The 16,611-nt window shown below is 65.6% G+C and carries 18 protein-coding genes; 5 read left to right on the top strand and 13 right to left on the bottom strand.

Translation table 11 applies throughout. The annotated features are described in order from the left end of the window. Positions 1–6 precede the first annotated feature (6 nt). Positions 7–909, top strand: coding sequence for a CAF17-like 4Fe-4S cluster assembly/insertion protein YgfZ (gene ygfZ, locus A6A04_RS02545; RefSeq protein ID WP_068489772.1), 903 nt, complete (start codon positions 7–9; stop codon positions 907–909). 5 nt (positions 910–914) lie between these two features. Here ygfZ and A6A04_RS02540 read toward each other — a convergent pair whose 3' ends face one another. The 12 genes from A6A04_RS02540 to A6A04_RS02485 all read right to left on the bottom strand — a co-directional run bounded on the left by A6A04_RS02540 (position 915) and on the right by A6A04_RS02485 (position 12,254). Continuing rightward, the gene (locus tag A6A04_RS02540) at positions 915–1,343 is read right to left on the bottom strand and encodes a hypothetical protein (protein WP_068489686.1); all 429 of its coding nucleotides are present in this window, start codon (positions 1,341–1,343) and stop codon (positions 915–917) included. A 72-nt stretch (positions 1,344–1,415) separates the two neighbouring features. Then, positions 1,416–2,006 (bottom strand): hypothetical protein, encoded by a 591-nt coding sequence (locus tag A6A04_RS02535; protein WP_068489685.1) that lies wholly within the window; start codon positions 2,004–2,006, stop codon positions 1,416–1,418. An 8-nt stretch (positions 2,007–2,014) separates the two neighbouring features. Continuing rightward, positions 2,015–3,157, bottom strand: a complete 1,143-nt coding sequence (locus A6A04_RS02530; RefSeq protein WP_068489684.1) for a ParA family protein — start codon at positions 3,155–3,157, stop codon at positions 2,015–2,017. Further along, positions 3,157–3,666, bottom strand: a complete 510-nt coding sequence (locus A6A04_RS02525) for a hypothetical protein (protein ID WP_068489683.1) — start codon at positions 3,664–3,666, stop codon at positions 3,157–3,159. Before A6A04_RS02525 ends, A6A04_RS02530 begins: the two co-directional genes overlap by 1 nt. 55 nt (positions 3,667–3,721) lie before the next feature. After that, the gene (locus A6A04_RS02520; RefSeq protein ID WP_068489682.1) at positions 3,722–4,777 is read right to left on the bottom strand and encodes a protein-glutamate methylesterase/protein-glutamine glutaminase; all 1,056 of its coding nucleotides are present in this window, start codon (positions 4,775–4,777) and stop codon (positions 3,722–3,724) included. An 8-nt stretch (positions 4,778–4,785) separates the two neighbouring features. Continuing rightward, a complete protein-coding gene (gene cheD, locus A6A04_RS02515; protein WP_068489681.1) occupies positions 4,786–5,421 on the bottom strand; it encodes a chemoreceptor glutamine deamidase CheD in 636 nt (211 codons plus the stop codon). After that, positions 5,418–6,272 (bottom strand): CheR family methyltransferase, encoded by an 855-nt coding sequence (locus tag A6A04_RS02510; RefSeq protein WP_068489680.1) that lies wholly within the window; start codon positions 6,270–6,272, stop codon positions 5,418–5,420. The genes cheD and A6A04_RS02510 overlap by 4 nt, the downstream gene beginning before the upstream one ends. Positions 6,273–6,402: 130 nt before the next feature. Then, complete coding sequence (locus A6A04_RS23375; RefSeq protein WP_068489679.1) at positions 6,403–8,859, bottom strand: methyl-accepting chemotaxis protein; 2,457 nt, start codon at positions 8,857–8,859, stop codon at positions 6,403–6,405. 61 nt (positions 8,860–8,920) lie between these two features. Further along, positions 8,921–9,391, bottom strand: coding sequence for a chemotaxis protein CheW (locus tag A6A04_RS02500; RefSeq protein WP_068489678.1), 471 nt, complete (start codon positions 9,389–9,391; stop codon positions 8,921–8,923). Positions 9,392–9,410: 19 nt separating this feature from the next. Continuing rightward, on the bottom strand, positions 9,411–11,540 hold the full coding sequence (locus tag A6A04_RS02495; RefSeq protein WP_068489677.1) for a chemotaxis protein CheA: 2,130 nt from the start codon (positions 11,538–11,540) through the stop codon (positions 9,411–9,413). Between the two features lie 27 nt (positions 11,541–11,567). Then, positions 11,568–11,933 carry a response regulator gene (locus A6A04_RS02490; protein WP_068489676.1) on the bottom strand — a complete coding sequence of 122 codons (366 nt, stop codon included), beginning with the start codon at positions 11,931–11,933 and terminating at the stop codon, positions 11,568–11,570. Positions 11,934–11,951: 18 nt separating this feature from the next. Continuing rightward, positions 11,952–12,254, bottom strand: coding sequence for an STAS domain-containing protein (locus A6A04_RS02485; protein WP_068489675.1), 303 nt, complete (start codon positions 12,252–12,254; stop codon positions 11,952–11,954). Positions 12,255–12,344: 90 nt separating this feature from the next. Between A6A04_RS02485 and A6A04_RS02480 the strand changes: the two genes are divergently transcribed. After that, positions 12,345–12,767 (top strand): hypothetical protein, encoded by a 423-nt coding sequence (locus A6A04_RS02480; RefSeq protein ID WP_156612437.1) that lies wholly within the window; start codon positions 12,345–12,347, stop codon positions 12,765–12,767. A 16-nt stretch (positions 12,768–12,783) separates the two neighbouring features. On the opposite strand, the gene rimO is transcribed toward A6A04_RS02480, so the two are convergent. Beyond that, complete coding sequence (gene rimO / locus A6A04_RS02475) at positions 12,784–14,148, bottom strand: 30S ribosomal protein S12 methylthiotransferase RimO (protein WP_068489673.1); 1,365 nt, start codon at positions 14,146–14,148, stop codon at positions 12,784–12,786. A 176-nt stretch (positions 14,149–14,324) separates the two neighbouring features. Between rimO and A6A04_RS02470 the strand changes: the two genes are divergently transcribed. Genes A6A04_RS02470 through A6A04_RS02460 form a run of 3 tightly spaced genes read left to right on the top strand, consistent with a single transcriptional unit; the run spans position 14,325 to position 16,569 of the window. Next, positions 14,325–15,029, top strand: a complete 705-nt coding sequence (locus A6A04_RS02470) for an ABC transporter permease (RefSeq protein ID WP_068489672.1) — start codon at positions 14,325–14,327, stop codon at positions 15,027–15,029. Further along, complete coding sequence (locus A6A04_RS02465) at positions 15,029–15,763, top strand: ATP-binding cassette domain-containing protein (protein WP_068489671.1); 735 nt, start codon at positions 15,029–15,031, stop codon at positions 15,761–15,763. The genes A6A04_RS02470 and A6A04_RS02465 overlap by 1 nt, the downstream gene beginning before the upstream one ends. Further along, complete coding sequence (locus tag A6A04_RS02460; RefSeq protein WP_068489670.1) at positions 15,757–16,569, top strand: substrate-binding domain-containing protein; 813 nt, start codon at positions 15,757–15,759, stop codon at positions 16,567–16,569. Before A6A04_RS02465 ends, A6A04_RS02460 begins: the two co-directional genes overlap by 7 nt. The last annotated feature ends 42 nt before the right edge of the window (positions 16,570–16,611 follow it).

The raw sequence follows: 16,611 nt of genomic DNA, 5'->3' as shown, positions 1-16,611 counted from the left end.
TTGGAAATGGCAGACAAGGTGTATGTGCGTCTCGACCATCGCGCGGTCATCGAAGTGGGCGGCGAGGACCGCCGCGCCTTCCTTCAGGGGCTGGTTTCCAACGATATGATGAAGGTGGCACCCGATCGTGCCGTCTATAGCGCCCTGCTGACCCCCCAGGGCAAGTTCCTGTTCGACCTGTTCGTGGTGGAACTGGGCGATGTCTTCCTGTTGGAGGTCGAGGCCGCCCGCGCCGAGGAGCTGCGCAAGAAGCTGTCCATGTACAAGCTGCGGGCCAAGGTCACCCTTGCCATCGCCGCCAATACCGGCGTTTTCGCCGTGATGGGTGACGGTGCCGCCGCCGAAATCGGGGTCGGACTCGAGCCCGGCAATGCCGAGGAATTCGCGGGCGGCGTCGTCTTCGTCGATCCTCGCTCGGCCGAGATTGGTCTGCGCGCCCTGCTGTCCCTGGATGGCGGTCCCCGGGTGCTGGAAGCCAACGGCTTCGTCCCGGCAGCGTTCGAGGCCTGGGACGTGGCCCGCATCGGCCTGGGACTGCCCGACGGCTCGCGCGACATCGAGGTGGACAAGGGTATCCTGCTGGAGAACGGCTTTGACGAGTTGAACGGCGTCGATTTCCAGAAAGGCTGCTATATGGGCCAGGAGTTGACGGCGCGGACCAAGTATCGCGGCCTGATCAAGAAGCGGCTGATGCCGGTGGAAATCAACGGCCCGGTTCCGGCGCCGGGCGCGGTCATCCGCCTGGGCGATGCCGAGGCGGGCGAGATGCGCTCGAGCTGTGGCAAACAGGGCCTGGCCCTGATCCGCCTTGAACAGTTCAAGGCCTCGGGCGGCATGGGGCTGACCTGCGAGGGCGCCACCATGGACGCCATGAAGCCGAAATGGGCGGTGTTTCCCGAGGTGGAATAGACCGGCTACTGGGTCGGCTGGGCGGCGGCATCCTGCTGCCCGGCCAGATCCAACAGGGCGGCCGCCTGGGTGATCAGGGCATGGTGCATCTTGCCCCAGGCGTCGATGGCCTTCATGTCATCGATGGACAGCTCGAAGGCGCGGCCGTATTCCACCAGAACCTTGACCTCCTCTGAGCGAAACACCGCGTCGCAATAGGCGATGGAAGACAGCTTCAACATCGCGGCGATCTGGCTGCGGCGGCTGGCGAAGGCATCCAACTGGGCCCCGGCCTCGAAATCCGCCCGTGAGACCGAGGTGATGCCCAACTCGGCCTTCAGGGCATCCATGATGCTCTTTTCCTCGGGATGAACCAACTTGTCGGCCATGACCATGCGAAAGGCCATGACCAGCAGGCTCTTCCTCTGCTCTTCGTTTAGGTATTGCATGTACATGGCGCCGCATCCGTTTGGCGGTATGGATTTCTACTCACCATACCCGCTTCGTCGCCCGAGGAAAAGTGATGCTCAGCCAAAAGCTGCCACGGCGGTCCCGGCCATGGTGACGGCAAAGACCACAAGGACCACCGCCGCCAGACGGCAGATCCTGGTGGGGGTGGCCCGTGATCCGGCAGAGCGTGCCAGGGTCGCCCCCAAGGTAATCCAGCCCGCCGCCACGACCACGGCCAGCCCGGAGAAGCCGACCAACCAGGGGATCAGGTCCAGGGGAGATGCGGGGGGGAAGATGGCGATGGCGAAGATCAGGCCCTTGGGATTGAGCAAGGTGGTGGTGAAGATCCTGAGGGGGGTGATGACGGCTTCGTCTCCAAAGTCCGGTCCACCGCCTTCACGCCACAGGCGCCCGGCGCAGCAGACCAGCCAGGCGGCGGCGGCCAACTTCAGTCCGGCCCCCAGCAGGGCATGGGCGGCCAGCAGCGGCGCCACCACCAGCGCCAGGGTGGAAATGGACAGCAGATAGGCACTCAGTTCGGCCGGGATCAGCGCCAGCGACCGCCGCGGCCCGGCGGTGGCGCCCGAGGCGGCCAGCAGGGTGTTGGTGGGGCCGGGCGTGGCCAGCAAGGCCAGCACCGCCAGAGTAAAGGCGAGAGGATCGGTCATGGCTCATTTCACCGTAGCAGCTTTGCCAAGGCCCCCGTCAAGGCCTCTGCCGTCATGCCCGCCGCCAGTCCGGCGAGGAACAGCAGCGCCCATAATCCGAAACGGGCCCGAGGGCGTTCGACAATCAGCGACGGGGTCGCATCGCGGTGGGCGGGGGGAGGCGGCGCGTAGGGTTCGGCGATCGGCTCCTTGTGGCCAGTTCCGGTTTCTCCCTCGCCATCCTCCTCGCCGGACTCGTGGGTCCAACTGACGGCGCGGCCGGGCATGCGCAGCAGGGCGGCATGGGTGGTGGATCGCCATTCCCGCAGGCGGTTCAGGGCAAAATCCATGCCCAGGGACAGATGGAGCTGGGTCTCGGGGCGTCTTTGCCGTCCCAGTCGGGTCAGCAGTTCCTCACAGGCATCCACATAGGAGCGCCCGGCCAAGCCATCGGGATCCAGCACGGTCACCGGCAATCCCATCTGTGCCGCTTCCGCCACCTTTGGGTCGGTCTGGATTTCCGCGTCATAGACCTGATCGCCGAATTCGGCGCGGATCACCCGGGCGACATCGGCGCCGGCCGGTTCCGAGGCCGCCATGGTCATGATGATGCCGGCGACACCGAGATGGGGATTGACGGTCTCGCGGATGCGCTTGATCTCGTACCAGGTATTGACCAGCCCTTCATGGGCGAAGGGGTCTGGGCGTACCGGCATCAGCACCGCCGAGGCCGAGGCCAGGGCGGTGGCGGTGGCGGGGCCCAGGGCAGGGGGGCAATCCACCAGAACGATATCGACGCCGGTTGCCGCCAGGCGGGTCTCCAGCAGGCCGCGCCGCCGCCCGGCATGGCCCAGCACCCGGGCATTGTCGCGCAACGATATGGTCGCGGGCAGCAGCCACAAACCGGGATAGACGGTATCCAGGGCGACGTCCTCGACCCTGGCCGCGCCGGTGATGACCTCGAAGGCGCCCGAGGTGGGCAGGGGAGATACGCCGAAGCTGCCGGTGGCATTGCCCTGGGTGTCCAGGTCCACCAGCAGCACGGTATAACCGAAGGCGGTCAGGCACACCGCCAGATTGCAAGCCGTGGTGGTCTTGGCGACGCCGCCCTTCTGATTGAACACCGCCACCATGACCGGGGGGCGAGCATCAGGGGCGGCGGCCTTGGCCATTAGAACAGTTCGTCGTCGATATCGGCGGATTCGGCGGGATTGCGCGGGCCGGGATCACGGCCGTGCAGGGCTTCGTTGAAGCGCTTGCGCCAGTCGGCCAGGGAGACACAGCCGCCCAATTCGGCGATCCAGCGGGCGGAGGTATCCCGCACATCCGGGCGCGGGGGCAACTCCCCGCCGGCTTCCACCAGTTCGGCCTCGAGACGGCGCAGGGTCTCCAGCACCGAAGCCACCTGCTCCAGTCCCTGGCGCGAGCGGTCGGCGGCTTGCAGCTTGTGGACCACGGCGAAGGTTTCGGCCTGGATCTGGGCGGGGTCCAGAATCACCGAGGCATCCCCCATGCGGCTCAGGACCTGGGCGGCGCCATTGGTGGAATTCTCGAACTCCTCGCCGGTGGCGATGGCTTCGGAAGCCAGGAAGGCGAAAGCGTGTTGCTGCAATTCGGAAAAGGCCTGCCAGCGGGCCAGCAGGTCCAGCAGATCGGCCTTGGAAACAGTACCATCACTCATGAAACCATACCCCGTCACACCCCATGGCTCAGTGTCGCGTATAAGCGCGTCTGCATCAATGCCTGCCATCACTGCGACAGAGTTTTAGAATTTCATCGGCGATACGCGACAGCGGCAGTTCGCGGTCCACCGCGCCCAGTTCGAAGGCGGCCTTTGGCATGCCGTAGACCACGCAGGACGATTCGTCCTCGCCCAATGTGTCGGCTCCGGCCTTGTGCATGGCCAGCAGCCCCTCGGCACCGTCGCGGCCCATGCCGGTCAGGATGACGCCCACGGAGGCCGAGCCGCAGACCTCGGCCACCGAATGGAACAGCACGTCGACGCTGGGCTTGTGGCCAGAGGTCAGGGGGCCGTCGAAGGTGTGGGTCATCAACTGGGCGCCCGAGCGCTTCACCGTCAGGTGGCGGTCGCCCGGCGCGATATAGACGTGACCCGCCAAAATCCGTTCATTGTCGGCTGCTTCCTTGACCCGGACGGCGGCAAGGCCGTCGAGGCGCTCGGCGAAGCTGGCGGAAAAGCGCGGCGGGATATGCTGGGTGATGACGATGGGCGGGGCATCCGGGGGCAGGGCCAGGATGATGTCGCGCAGGGCCTCGACGCCGCCGGTGCTCGATCCGATCGCGACCAGCCGGTCCGAGGACTTGTAGATCTGGGTCACCGCCAGCTTGGCCTGCGGCTTGATTCCCCCCTTGCCCACCAGGGCCTTGACCCGCGACACCGAGGCGGCCTTGACCTTGTCGATCAGTTCCTGGGCGTGGGCGGCGAAGCCCCCGGCGGCCGCGTCGCCGGGCTTGCAGAACACGTCGACGGCGCCCAGTTCCATGGCGCGCATGGTGACCTCGGCGCCGCGTTCGGTCAGGGACGACACCATCACCACCGGCATGGGCCGCAGTGTCATGACCTTTTCCAGGAAGGCGATGCCATCCATGCCCGGCATTTCCACGTCCAGGGTCATGACGTCGGGATTCAGCGCCTTGATCTTCTCGCGGGCCACCAGGGGATCGGGGGCGGTGCCCACCACCTCGATGCCGGGGTCGGAGGATAGGATGGACGACAGGATTTGCCGCATCAGGGCGGAGTCGTCGACGACCAGGACACGGATTCTCGCCATGGCGCGCCTCAGGTAAACAATTCGACGTCGCCTTCGACCGGGACGTCCTTGAGTTTGCTGCGGTAGGACAGTTCGCGGGTAAGCACGGCCCGTTCCACGTCCTTCTTCAGGAACAGACGGATGACCTTGCCGATGCGCGGAAAGAAATGGATGCGTCGCGGATGTGGTCCACCCAGATCCTCGGCGGCGATGCGCAAGCCTTCCTCGGAGAGGTAGCGCCGCACGAATTCGGCGTTGCGGTCGCCGATGGGGCCGGTGCCGCCGCCGCTCATGCCCGCGATGACATTGCCGCCGCCGAACACCTTGATTTCCAGCGATTCACGCCGTGCGCCCCGGCGCAAAAGGTCGTTGATCAGTTCTTCCATGGCGTGATTGCCATAGCGCATGGACTTGTCGACCGGCGCGCCGTCCGAATTGGATTCGGGCAGCATGAAATGATTCATGCCGCCGATCTTCATGCGCGGCTCCCAGATGCAGGCGGACACGCAGGACCCCAGCACGGTGACGATCATTTCCTGCCCCGCGGTGGAGACGTAATGCTCGCCCGGCAGAACCTTGACGGCCATGATCTTGAAAGTGGGATCGAACCAACGCCGCCGCTCGGCTTCATCTGCCTGCGAACCCCAGACCTGGTCCACGCTCATCGGATGCGCCTGTACACGGTCTTGTCCGAAGCCTCGAAGCGATCATTCATGCCGATCAGGGATTCGGCATGTCCAAGGTATAGCATTCCGCCGACATGCAACATATCCGCGTACCGGTTGAACAAGGCTCTTTGTGTCGGCTTGTCGAAATATATGGCGACATTGCGACAAAATATGGCGTCGAACTTGCCCTTCATGGGCCATTTTTCGTGCAGGTTCAGCCGCTTGAACCGGATCAGTCGCCTGAGTTCATCGGCCATCTGGACATGGTCCGAGTCATTGTGCAGGCGACGCACGAATCGCTTGCGATAGTTCTCGGGAATATGGGCGGCATCCTCGGCGGAATAGATGCCATCGGCGCCCCGCTTCAGCATGTTGGTATCGATATCGGTGGCCAGGATCAGGGCATCCCAGGCTTCTGACGGCTTCAGGACTTCGGCCATGACCATGGCGATGGAATAGGGCTCTTGGCCCGACGAGCATCCGGCCGACCAGATGCGGATACGCGGCTTCTTCGGCGACTGGCTCAGCCGGGGTTCCAGCACCTGATGCCGCAAATGGTCGAAATGGTGGGGTTCGCGGAAGAAATTGGTGATGTTGGTGGTGATGGCATTGACCAGATGCTCCACCTCAGCCCCGGCCGCCGGGCTGTCCAGCAGGGCGCAATAGGCGGCGAAGTCGCGCATCCCCAGCGACCTCAGCCGTTTGACCAGCCGACCGCAGACCATCTGGCGCTTATGCTCGGAGAGCACAATGCCGGTTTCCCGGGACAGGAAGGATACCAGGAAGCGGAATTCCCGGTCTTCAAGATTGAATTCCCGCTGGTGTGAGTGATCGTGTCGCGCGTTCATAGCCCCCAAATCCGGCAAGGAGGAAGCCTCCTACCGGTATAGAGTCTTACCTGATAGGAAAATTCACGCAACCGCGAAACCCGCATGCCTCCCCCGCCGGGGCGGAGAAGAGGCATGCGGGCTTGGCAACCTAGAATTCCGCCCAGTCCTCGTCACCGCCGACGGCCTTGGCCGCGGCTGGGGCGGGGGCTTCCGCAGCCTCGGCCTTCTGGTGCAGCTTGGCCAGATGGCTCTGCGCCGGAGCCTTCTTGGCGGCGGGGCGTGCCGCCGCGACCTTGGCCGGAGAGGCCTTGGCCTTGGCCGGTGAGGCCTTGGCGGTGGGTCGGGATGGGGTGGCGGCCTGCTGCTTGGCCTCGTCGCCGGTATGGAAGAAGGCCATGACCTCGCTCAGATGGCGGGCCTGATCTTCCAGCGAATGGGCGGCGGCGGTGCTTTCTTCCACCAGGGCGGCATTCTGTTGGGTCATCTCGTCCATCTGGGTGATGGCCTGGTTGACCTGATCGATGCCCGAGGCCTGCTCCGCCGAGGCGGCGGCGATCTCGGCGACGATGTCGGCCACCCGCTTGACGCTGCCCAGGATGTCTTCCAGGGTCTTGCCCGCGCCCTTGACCAGTTCGGCGCCGGAACGGACCTGGCTGGAGCTTTCGGCGATCAGGCCCTTGATCTCCTTGGAGGCCTGGGCCGAACGCTGGGCCAGATTGCGCACTTCCTGGGCCACCACGGCGAAGCCCTTGCCGGCGTCACCGGCCCGGGCGGCTTCCACCGCCGCGTTCAGCGCCAGCAGATTGGTCTGGAAGGCAATTTCGTCGATCATGCCGACGATGTCCTCGATTTTCTGCGAACTGCCCTCGATGCGGCCCATGGCGCTGATGGCGTCGTTGACCACCTGGCCGCCGCCAGCGGCGACCTCGCGGGCTCCGGCCGCCAACTGGTTGGCCTGCTGGGCGTTGGCCGAGTTCTGGCGCACCGTGGCGGCCAGTTCTTCCATGGAGGCGGCGGTCTCTTCCAGGGCGCTGGCCTGCTGTTCCGAGCGCTCCGACAGATCCTGGCTGCCCGCCGCCACTTCCGAGGCGGCGCCAGTGATCTGGTTGGCGGCTTCATTGATATTGCTGACCACCTCGAACAGCTTGTCGGCGGTCAGGTTGACATCGCCCTTCAACTGGCCGAACACCCCGGCGTAGTCGCCGGTAATGCGCCGGGTCAGATCACCCTGGGCGACGGCGCCCAGGACATCGGCCACGTCCTTGAGGGCGATGCCGGTCAGATTGACCAGATTGTTGACGCCCTCGCAAAGATTGAGCAGGAAGCCCGACTTGCCTTCCAGATCGATGCGACGGTCCAGGTCGCCGGTGCTGGCGGCCTTGGCCACCTCGGCCACCTCGGCGACGATGGCGGCCTCGCGCTTGCGCTGGTCCTCCTCGGCCTGACGCTGGGCTTCCTCGGCGGCACGCTGTTCCGCTTCCATGCGCAGCTTGTCGATGGCGTTCTGCTTGAACACCTGGACGGCCTTGGCCATCAGGCCGATCTCGTCCTTGAAGCCCAGGGCGGGAATCTCGACCGAGTTGTCGCCGCCCGCCAGACGGGTCATGGCGCCGGTCATGTCGTTGACCGGGGTGGTGATGCCGCGCGCGATCAGCCAAGCAGCCACCACGCCGAGCGCCAGGGCGATGAGGGAGACGCTGATCAACAGCCGACTGGCGGCGGTGGCGGCAGCGTCATCCTCGACCTGGGCGCGGGTGTTGACGTCCTTCAACTCCGTGGACAAGGCATCGGCGGCGCTGGCGAACTGGGCGGCAATGCCGGGCAGGGTGGTATTGACCTGGACGGTTGCGGTGTCGACCGCCTTGGCCAGGGTCTGGAAAGCGGATTCATAGGCGATGACGGCGGCCAGGGTGTCCTTGAGGATGGCCTGGGCCTGAGGCTGCTTGGCCTTGTTCAGGGCGGCCTCGGTTTCGGTCCGCAGGGTGGCCAGCCGTTTGAGGGCTGCGTCCGTGGCCTGCGGGGTTGGGGTATAGATATAGTACAGCGCCGCCAGACGGGCGGTGGCGGCTTCCACCTGGATCTCGCTGATCTGGAAGGCACTCTGGAAATCGTTGGCCGCGGTGAAGATGTCCTGGGCCTTCTCCAGCTTGTCCAGCACGCTGGCGCCGGTGGCGCGCAGCCCGGCCTCGGTTTCGTCGCGGCTCTTGCGCAAGGCCCGCAACTTGTCGAATTCGCCCAAATAACTCTCGGTCAACTGGGCCAATTTGCCGGTGGCGTCGCGGCGGGCTTCCGAATGGAAGGTCTGCTGCAGCGCCTTCAGATCGGTGACGATCTTGCCGCCGGTGGTCATGGTCTGGGTAAAGGCCTTCTCATCGCCGGTAAAGCCGTAGATGCGAACCGTGCGGCGAATATCGGCGACATTGGCCTGGATCCGCAGGACGCTTTCCAATTGGCTGTTGCGGCGCTCAATATTGTTGCCATTTTCGTGGGCATTATCGAGGGCGCGCCAGCCGGTGAAGGCCACCGCCACCAGCAGGACCAGGATCATGATGAAGCCGGCGAATATGCGACTTCCCACCTTGTAATTGGCCATCCAATGAATCATTCAAACCCCCTTGGTCCGCAGCGCGGGCGGACGCGTGTCGTTCAGTCCCGTTCGGGCGCTATCAGGCGGCGGCGTCGGTATTGATCTCGGAAAGATCCATTTCGTCGAAGGCAAAGACGTGGTCGAGGTCGAGCAGGGCGACCATCCGCCCCTCGACGGTGACCAGTCCGGTCAGGAAACCGGCGGCGGCATGTTCAAGCTGCGGCACCGGCTGAATGTCGTCGCCGGGCACCGCCAGGATGTCCGCCACCGCGTCCACCAGCAGGCCGGCCACCCGATTGCCCACCGCCACCACCATGATGACATGGCGGGCGGAAGCGTCGGTGACGCCACGGCCGAAGCGGGCGCGCAAATCCAGGATGGGCACGATGGCGCCGCGCAGATTGATCACGCCCCGCATATAGGCGGGGGCGTTGGGCAGCGCCGTGCTGGCGGTCCAGCCCTTGATCTCGCGGATGGCCATGATGTCGACGCCGTATTCCTCGTCGCCGATGGTGAAGGAGATGAACTGACGGATGGTGTTGTCGGACACGCTGCTCTCCTTGTTGACCCTACTCTGCCGCCTGGGGGCTGGCGGCGGCCACCAACTGGGCGCCGCTCATCAGTCTTTCCCCCATGATGCGCAGTGCGCCCACGTCCAGGATCAGGGCGACGCGGCCATCGCCCAGGATGGTGGCGGCCGAGATGCCTTCCACCGGGCGATAGTTGGAATCCAGGCTCTTGATCACCACCTGCTGCTGGCCCAGCAATTCGTCCACCAACAGGCCGATGCGGTCGCCGCCTTCGGTTTCCACCACCACCACTAGGCCCCGGGTGGTGTCGGTGATGGCATTCTTGATGCCAAACAGCTCGTAGAGGCGGATCAGGCGGATATAGTCGCCGCGCAAGGTCAGGACATCGCCCACATTGACCAGGGTACGGGCCTGCTGGGCGGTGGGGCGGAGCGATTCGACGATATTGGTCAGCGGCAGCACGTAACGCTCGTTGCCGACCGCCACCAGCATGCCGTCCATCACCGCCAGGGTCAGGGGCAGCGACAGGATGAAGCGTGATCCCTGTCCGGGCGTGGATTGCACCACCACGCGGCCGCCCACGTCCTGGATGTTCTTGCGCACCACATCCATGCCGACGCCGCGCCCGGACACGTCGGAGACCACGGCGGCGGTGGAGAAGCCCGGCGCGAAGATCAACTGGTCGATCTGCTCATCGGTCATCTGGGCGCCCCGGTCCACCAGCCCTTTCTCGATGGCCTTTTCCAGGACCCGCTTGCGGTCGATGCCCTTGCCGTCGTCGGAAACCTGGATGACCACCCGGCCCGAACGATGCTCGGCGGCCAGATGGATGGTGCCCTCGGCGGGCTTGCCCTGGGCGATGCGCTCTTCCGGAGTCTCGATGCCGTGGTCCAGGGAATTGCGGATCAAATGGGTGAGCGGGTCGGACAACTGCTCGATGACGGTCTTGTCCACCTCAGTGCCTTCACCGCTCATGACTAGGCGGGCCTGCTTGCCCAGCTTGGTGGACAGGTCGCGGACCAGCCTGGGGGCGCGGGAGAACAGCGCCTTGACCGGCTGGGCCCGGATGGCCATCACGCTTTCCTGTAATTCACGGGTGTGGTGGGACAGTTCCTGCAGCCCCTGGACCAGTTCGGGATGGGATTCGATGGAGAAGCCGCTGGCCTGCTGCCCCAGCATGGCCTGGGTGATCACCAGTTCGCCGACCATGTTGACCAGCCGGTCGACCCGGTCCAGGTCGACGCGGATGGAGGAGGTGTGGATGCCACCGGCACCCGCTTCCTGGCCCTTGGCCGATGTGGCCGGAGCGGCGGGGTGTCCAACCGTGCCCTGATGTGTCGGAGCCGCCGCGGCGGGCGGGGCATCGGGCGTGGGGGGGATCGGGGCGAACAGGCCCCAGCCGTCGCCTTCCTCGGCTTCCACCGGCTGGCCGGTCTGTTCGATCACCACATCGGCGGAATCGCCGGCGACGAATTCGAAGACCTCCTCGATGGCGGCGCGGCCCTTGTCGGTGACCAGGGTGAAGGTCCAGGCCAGATAGGCGGTTTGAGCGTCCATATCGGCCAGCAACGGCAGGCGCGAACGGTCCACCGCCACCTTCATCTCGCCCAGGCCCGAAAGCTCGCGGATCATCAGCAAGGGGTCGTTGCCGGTGCGCAGCAGTCCCGGCGCCGGGGTCAGGCGGATGGTCCAGGTGGCGAACCCGGACGGAACGGCAGCGGGGGCGGCGACCGGAGCCGGTCGTGCCGCCGGAGCGGGGGTGTCGGCATCACCGGTCAGGATGGCGGCCAGTTGGGTCTTGACCTCGGCGCCGTGATCGGGGGGCAGGGTCTCGCCTTCCTGGGCGGCGCGGACGAAATCGCCCAGCACGTCATTGCCGCGCACCAGGATTTCCGCCACATGGGGGGTCAGCTGGACGCGGCCCGAGCGCAGGGCGTCCATGGACGTCTCGAACACATGGGCGAAATGAACCAGATCCTCGAAGGCGAAGGCGCCGCCGCCGCCCTTGATGGAGTGGACGCAGCGGAAGACCGCATTCAGATCCTCGACGCTGCCTTCGCCGTCCTGAAGACGCGACAGCGTCTCCTCGGCCGAGGCAAGCAGTTCGGCGCATTCCTCGAAATAGGTCGCCTTGAAGCGGGACAGGTCGTAGGACTGGTCTTCGGCCATGCGATGGTCCCCTTGTTCGCCAACGGGTTACGGGCAGACCTTGGCGACGATCTGCAGCAGCTTGTCCGGGCTGAACGGCTTGACGATCCAGCCGGTGGCACCGGCGGAACGGCCCTCGTCCTTCTTGGACTGGTCGCTTTCCGTGGTCAGGATCAGCACCGGCGTGCCCGCGTGCTGGGGCTGGGCCCGGATCTTGCGGACCAGGGTGATGCCATCCATCTCCGGCATGTTCACGTCGGTGATGATGACATCGACCTTGGCGCCTTGCAGGGCCTTCAATGCGCTGACGCCGTTATCGGCCTCGACCACCGTGTATCCGGCTCCGCGCAGGGTGAAGGAGACCATGTCACGCATGGTCTTGGAGTCGTCGACGGCCAGAACGCACTTTCCCATTCTCTACGATCCCTTATGTCAAATCAGTTTCTGAAGGTCGGGCGCCAGGCCAAGCCTTTCGAATGCATCGCTGAAGGCGGAACTGGGGTTTTCCACTTCCAGGCGCCGTGCCGCGGCCTTGAATCCGTCCGCAGCTACAAGGATCACCTGGACGCAGGCGGTGGACAGACGTTCCACCGCTCCGGCCTTGACCACGACATCGGCGGAACTGTCCCGGGCCAAGGCATCAAGCAGGATGTCGCGCAACTCGCCCGACATGGGTAGGTCGATGGCAACGGGAAGCTCGATCTCAAGCCGACCGCTCCCTTCTTTCAATTCCATGCTGGGCTCGCGAAGTTCTGTGTGGACCAAGGGGGCATAATACGGCAAATTCCAAACCTAGGTAAGGCCCTTAGGATAGATCAATTCCAGATGGCGAGAAAAGTAGCCCAGGCCGGTCCGTGGAACATGACAGTCTATACCTTCGAAATGGAGGATGCGGACAATCCACTCGGCCGTTTAACGGAGCAGGGGCTGGCCGAATTGCCATTCGGGGCGGTTGAGCTGTCGAGCGAAGGCATGGTGGTCGGGTACAACGACACCGAGCCATCGGGGGCCGCCGGTCTCCGCCAGTCGGTGAACGGTCGCCACTTCTTCAAGGATGTCGCCCCCTGGGCGGGATCGTCCATGGTGGCCGATGAATTCCGCAAGGGTGTCGAGAGCGGCGATCTGAACGTGGTGTTCGATTGCGCCGTTCCCGGCCAGACCTACAAGGTGCGGGTGCATCTGAAGGTCAGCCCCATCCTGGGCACCTTCTGGGTCTTCATCAAGCGGCTGCGGCGCCAGGCCGCCTGAGCGCGCGCCGTCCGGATCAGCGGGTGAAGCGGGGGCGGGGCGGCGTGATGCGCTCGACCACCTCTCCCCACAGGTCATAATCCTCGGCGGCTTCCACCGCGACCCTGACCAGATCCCCAGGGGCGAGATCGGTCTCGCCATTCATATAGACCTCGCCATCCACTTCGGGACTGTCGGCCTTGCTGCGGCCGATGGCGCCTTCGTCGTCCACCTCGTCGATGATCACCTCGACCACGGTGCCCACCCGCGCCTGCGCCTTGGCGTCGGCGATCTGGCGGGCGGCCTCCATGAATCGCTGGTGGCGTTCCTCCTTGACGTCCTCGTCCACGTGGTCGGCGAAGGCGTTGGCTCCCGCTCCCTTGACGTTCTCGTACTTGAAGCAGCCGACCCGGTCGAGTTGGGCCTCGTCCAGCCAGTCCAGCAGCGCCTCGAAATCATCCTCGGTCTCGCCGGGGAAGCCGACGATGAAGGTGGAGCGGATGGCGAGATCGGGACAGGTCTCCCGCCACGAGCGGATGCGGCCCAGCACCTTTTCCTGGTTGGCGGGGCGGCGCATGGCCTTCAGCACATTGGGGGCGGCATGCTGGAAAGGGATGTCGAGATAGGGGAGAATCCTGCCCTCGGCCATCAGCGGGATGACCTCGTCCACATGGGGATAGGGGTAGACGTAGTGCAGCCGCACCCAGATGCCCAGATCGCCCAGGGCCGAGGCCAGGTCGGTGAGATGGGCGCGCACCGGGCGGCCGCGCCACTGGCTTTCGGCGTGGCGCAGGTCGAGGCCATAGGCGCTGGTGTCCTGGCTGATCACCAGCAGTTCGCGCACGCCCGCCTCGGCCAGGCGTTCCGCCTCGCCCAGGATGTCGGTGACCGGGCGCGAGGCCAGCGGCCCCCGGATATCGGGAATGATGCAGAACGAGCAGCTGTTGTGGCAGCCCTCGGAAATCTTCAGATAGGCATAGTGCGAGGGCGTCAGGTGCAGGCCTTCCGGCGGCACCAGCGACTGCATGGGGTCGTGGAGCGGCGGCACGGCGGCGTGCACCGCCTCGACCACCGCCTGGTATTGGTGGGGGCCGCTGACCGCCAGCACCGAGGGGTGCATGGCGCGGATGGTCTTCTCGTCGCCGCCCATGCAGCCGGTGACGATGACCTTGCCGTTCTCGGCGATGGCCTCGCCGATGGCCTCCAGCGACTCGGCGCGGGCGGAATCCAGGAAGCCGCAGGTATTGACGATCACCACGTCGGCGCCGTCATAGGAGCCCGAGATGTCATAGCCCTCGGCCCGCAGGCGGGTCAGGATGCGTTCGGAATCCACCAGCGCCTTGGCGCAGCCGAGGCTGACGATTCCGACCTTGGGGGCAACCTGGGGGCGGGGGCTGGGCATGACGGGTCCTAAGCATGAGGGAACGGGGCATAGGGGAACAAGCGCGTGACTTAGCGGACTCGGGCGCCGGAATTCAAGCTTTTCAGGCATCAGAATGTCCGCATTCCCTGCGAGGTCATTCGTTTCTTAACAATGATCCGGAACGAATGCACAATGGCGTAGGAAAAGGACGTTCCATGCACGATCTTGCCGCCGCCCTGTCCACCGCCGCCAGCCTGGTCTCCAGCCTTGATCCCAGGGTGCTGGCCGTTGTTTCCCTGTCGGTGCAGGTTTCCGGCGGCGCGGTGGTGCTGGCGGCGCTGATCGGCCTGCCGCTGGGCGCCGCGCTGGCGCTGTTCACCTTTCCCGGCCGGGGCGCGGTGGTGGTGGTCCTGAACGCCTGCATGGGCCTGCCGCCGGTGGTGGTGGGGCTGGCCATCTATCTGCTGCTGTCGCGGGCCGGGCCATTGGGCGAACTGGGGCTGTTGTTCACGCCCACTGCCATGATGATGGCCCAGACCGTGCTGGTGCTGCCCATCATCGCCGCCCTGTCGCGTCAGGTGGTGGCCGATCTGTGGGAGGAATACGGCGAACAGCTTCGCTCGCTGGGGGCGCCCCGGGGGTCGGTGGTGCTGACCTTGCTATGGGATGGGCGCTTCAGCCTGCTGACCGCCGTGCTGGCGGGCTTTGGCCGCGCCTCGGCCGAAGTGGGGGCGGTGATGATCGTTGGCGGCAACATCAACGGAGTGACCCGGACCATGACCACAGCCATCGCCCTGGAAACCAGCAAGGGCGATCTGCCCCTGGCCCTGGCATTGGGGTTGATCCTGATCGGGCTGGTGACGGTGGTGAACGCGGCGGTATTCATGGTGGGGCAGGCTGCCAAGCGGGGAATGGGCTGATGGTCGGACGCGATGGCTCCATCCTGCCGCTGGAATTGTCCCGGGTCGGCTTCTCGGCCGGGGGACGTCCCCTTATACGCGATATCAGCCTGCGCCTCGAGGCGGGGTCGCGCACCTTGGTGCTCGGCCCCAATGGCGCGGGCAAGAGCCTGCTGTTGCGGTTGTGTCATGGCCTGCTCACGCCCACCGGCGGCAGTATCCGCTGGGGCGACGGCGCCATGGCGGCGGAAGGGCTGCGCCGCCGTCAGGCCATGGTGTTCCAGCGGCCGGTGCTGTTGCGGCGCTCGGCCCTGGCCAATATCCGCTACGTCCTTGGCCTGATGGGAATGCCCCGCCACCGCAGGCAGGCGGCGGCCATGGCGGCGCTGGCGCGGTTCGATCTGGCCGATCTTGCCTTGCGTCCCGCCCGGGTGCTGTCGGGCGGCGAGCAGCAGCGCCTCGCCCTGGCGCGGGCCTGGGTGATGGAGCCCGAAATCCTGTTTCTGGACGAGCCCACCTCGGCGCTGGACCCGGCCGCGACCCAGGCGGTGGAAACGGCGATCCAGGATTTCCATGGATCGGGGGCCAAGATCGTCATGACCACCCACGACCTCGGCCAGGCCCGGCGGCTGGCCGACGAGGTGGTGTTCCTGGCAGGCGGCGCATTGGAAGAGCGCACGCCCGCCTCGATTTTCTTCAAAGGGCCCGCCAGCGCGCGGGCCCGGGCATTCCTAGCGGGAGAACTGGTATGCTGAGACGGATATTCATGGCGGCCGTGCTGCTGTGTTCGCTGGCGGGGCAGGGGATGGCGCAGGAGCGTTTCATCACCCTGGCTTCCACCACCTCCACCGAGCAGTCTGGGCTGTTCGGCCATCTGCTGCCCATGTTCCGGGCCGAGACCGGCATCTGGGTGCGGGTGGTGGCGGTGGGCACCGGCCAGGCGCTGAAACTGGGCGAGCGCGGCGACGCCGATGTCCTGCTGGTGCATGACCGGTTGGGCGAGGACAAATTCGTGGCCGAGGGGTTCGGCATCGACCGCCGCGACGTCATGTACAACGACTACGTGCTGATCGGTCCCAAGGACGACCCGGCCAAGGTCAAGGGCGTCAAGGACGTGGCCGAGGCCTTCAAGCGTATCGGTGCCGCCAAGGCGGCTTTCGCCTCGCGCGGCGACGATTCCGGCACCCATCGCAGCGAGCTGCGCATCTGGAAGGCGGCCGGTGTCGACGTCAAGGCGGCGGGAAGCGGCTGGTACAGGGAGCTGGGCTCGGGCATGGGGCCGACCCTGAATACCGCCGCCGGGATGAACGCCTATGTCCTGGCCGATCGCGGCACCTGGGCCAGCTTCAAGAACCGCCAGTCCCTGGCCATCGTCCTGGAAGGTGACAAGGCCCTGTTCAATCCCTATGGCTCGATCCTGGTGGACCCGGCCCGTCATTCCGGCATCAAATCCGCCGATGCCAAGGCCTGGCATCAATGGCTGACCGGACCCAAGGGGCAGGCCGCCATTGCCGGTTTCAAGATCGGGGATGAGCAGTTGTTCTTCCCCAGCGCAAAATAGGCCGGTGGCGCGGGCATTCCCCTGGCTGACGGGAATGCCCGG

It is taken from the genome of Paramagnetospirillum marisnigri (assembly GCF_001650715.1).
Taxonomy (GTDB): Bacteria; Pseudomonadota; Alphaproteobacteria; order Rhodospirillales; family Magnetospirillaceae; genus Phaeospirillum; species Phaeospirillum marisnigri.
The sequence above is the reverse complement of the archived record's forward strand: the minus strand, read 5'-3'. Positions and strand labels throughout refer to the sequence as shown.

Excerpts from the sequence above, each read along its gene's own strand:
- ygfZ (WP_068489772.1), top strand. The coding sequence starts at position 7 with ATGGCAGACAAGGTGTATGTGCGTCTCGACCATCGCGCGGTCATCGAA.
- A6A04_RS02540 (WP_068489686.1), bottom strand. The coding sequence starts at position 1,343 with ATGTACATGCAATACCTAAACGAAGAGCAGAGGAAGAGCCTGCTGGTC.
- A6A04_RS02535 (WP_068489685.1), bottom strand. The coding sequence starts at position 2,006 with ATGACCGATCCTCTCGCCTTTACTCTGGCGGTGCTGGCCTTGCTGGCC.
- A6A04_RS02530 (WP_068489684.1), bottom strand. The coding sequence starts at position 3,157 with ATGGCCAAGGCCGCCGCCCCTGATGCTCGCCCCCCGGTCATGGTGGCG.
- A6A04_RS02525 (WP_068489683.1), bottom strand. The coding sequence starts at position 3,666 with ATGAGTGATGGTACTGTTTCCAAGGCCGATCTGCTGGACCTGCTGGCC.
- A6A04_RS02520 (WP_068489682.1), bottom strand. The coding sequence starts at position 4,777 with ATGGCGAGAATCCGTGTCCTGGTCGTCGACGACTCCGCCCTGATGCGG.
- cheD (WP_068489681.1), bottom strand. The coding sequence starts at position 5,421 with ATGAGCGTGGACCAGGTCTGGGGTTCGCAGGCAGATGAAGCCGAGCGG.
- A6A04_RS02510 (WP_068489680.1), bottom strand. The coding sequence starts at position 6,272 with ATGAACGCGCGACACGATCACTCACACCAGCGGGAATTCAATCTTGAA.
- A6A04_RS23375 (WP_068489679.1), bottom strand. The coding sequence starts at position 8,859 with ATGATTCATTGGATGGCCAATTACAAGGTGGGAAGTCGCATATTCGCC.
- A6A04_RS02495 (WP_068489677.1), bottom strand. The coding sequence starts at position 11,540 with ATGGCCGAAGACCAGTCCTACGACCTGTCCCGCTTCAAGGCGACCTAT.
- A6A04_RS02490 (WP_068489676.1), bottom strand. The coding sequence starts at position 11,933 with ATGGGAAAGTGCGTTCTGGCCGTCGACGACTCCAAGACCATGCGTGAC.
- A6A04_RS02485 (WP_068489675.1), bottom strand. The coding sequence starts at position 12,254 with ATGGAATTGAAAGAAGGGAGCGGTCGGCTTGAGATCGAGCTTCCCGTT.
- A6A04_RS02480 (WP_156612437.1), top strand. The coding sequence starts at position 12,345 with ATGGCGAGAAAAGTAGCCCAGGCCGGTCCGTGGAACATGACAGTCTAT.
- rimO (WP_068489673.1), bottom strand. The coding sequence starts at position 14,148 with ATGCCCAGCCCCCGCCCCCAGGTTGCCCCCAAGGTCGGAATCGTCAGC.
- A6A04_RS02470 (WP_068489672.1), top strand. The coding sequence starts at position 14,325 with ATGCACGATCTTGCCGCCGCCCTGTCCACCGCCGCCAGCCTGGTCTCC.
- A6A04_RS02465 (WP_068489671.1), top strand. The coding sequence starts at position 15,029 with ATGGTCGGACGCGATGGCTCCATCCTGCCGCTGGAATTGTCCCGGGTC.
- A6A04_RS02460 (WP_068489670.1), top strand. The coding sequence starts at position 15,757 with ATGCTGAGACGGATATTCATGGCGGCCGTGCTGCTGTGTTCGCTGGCG.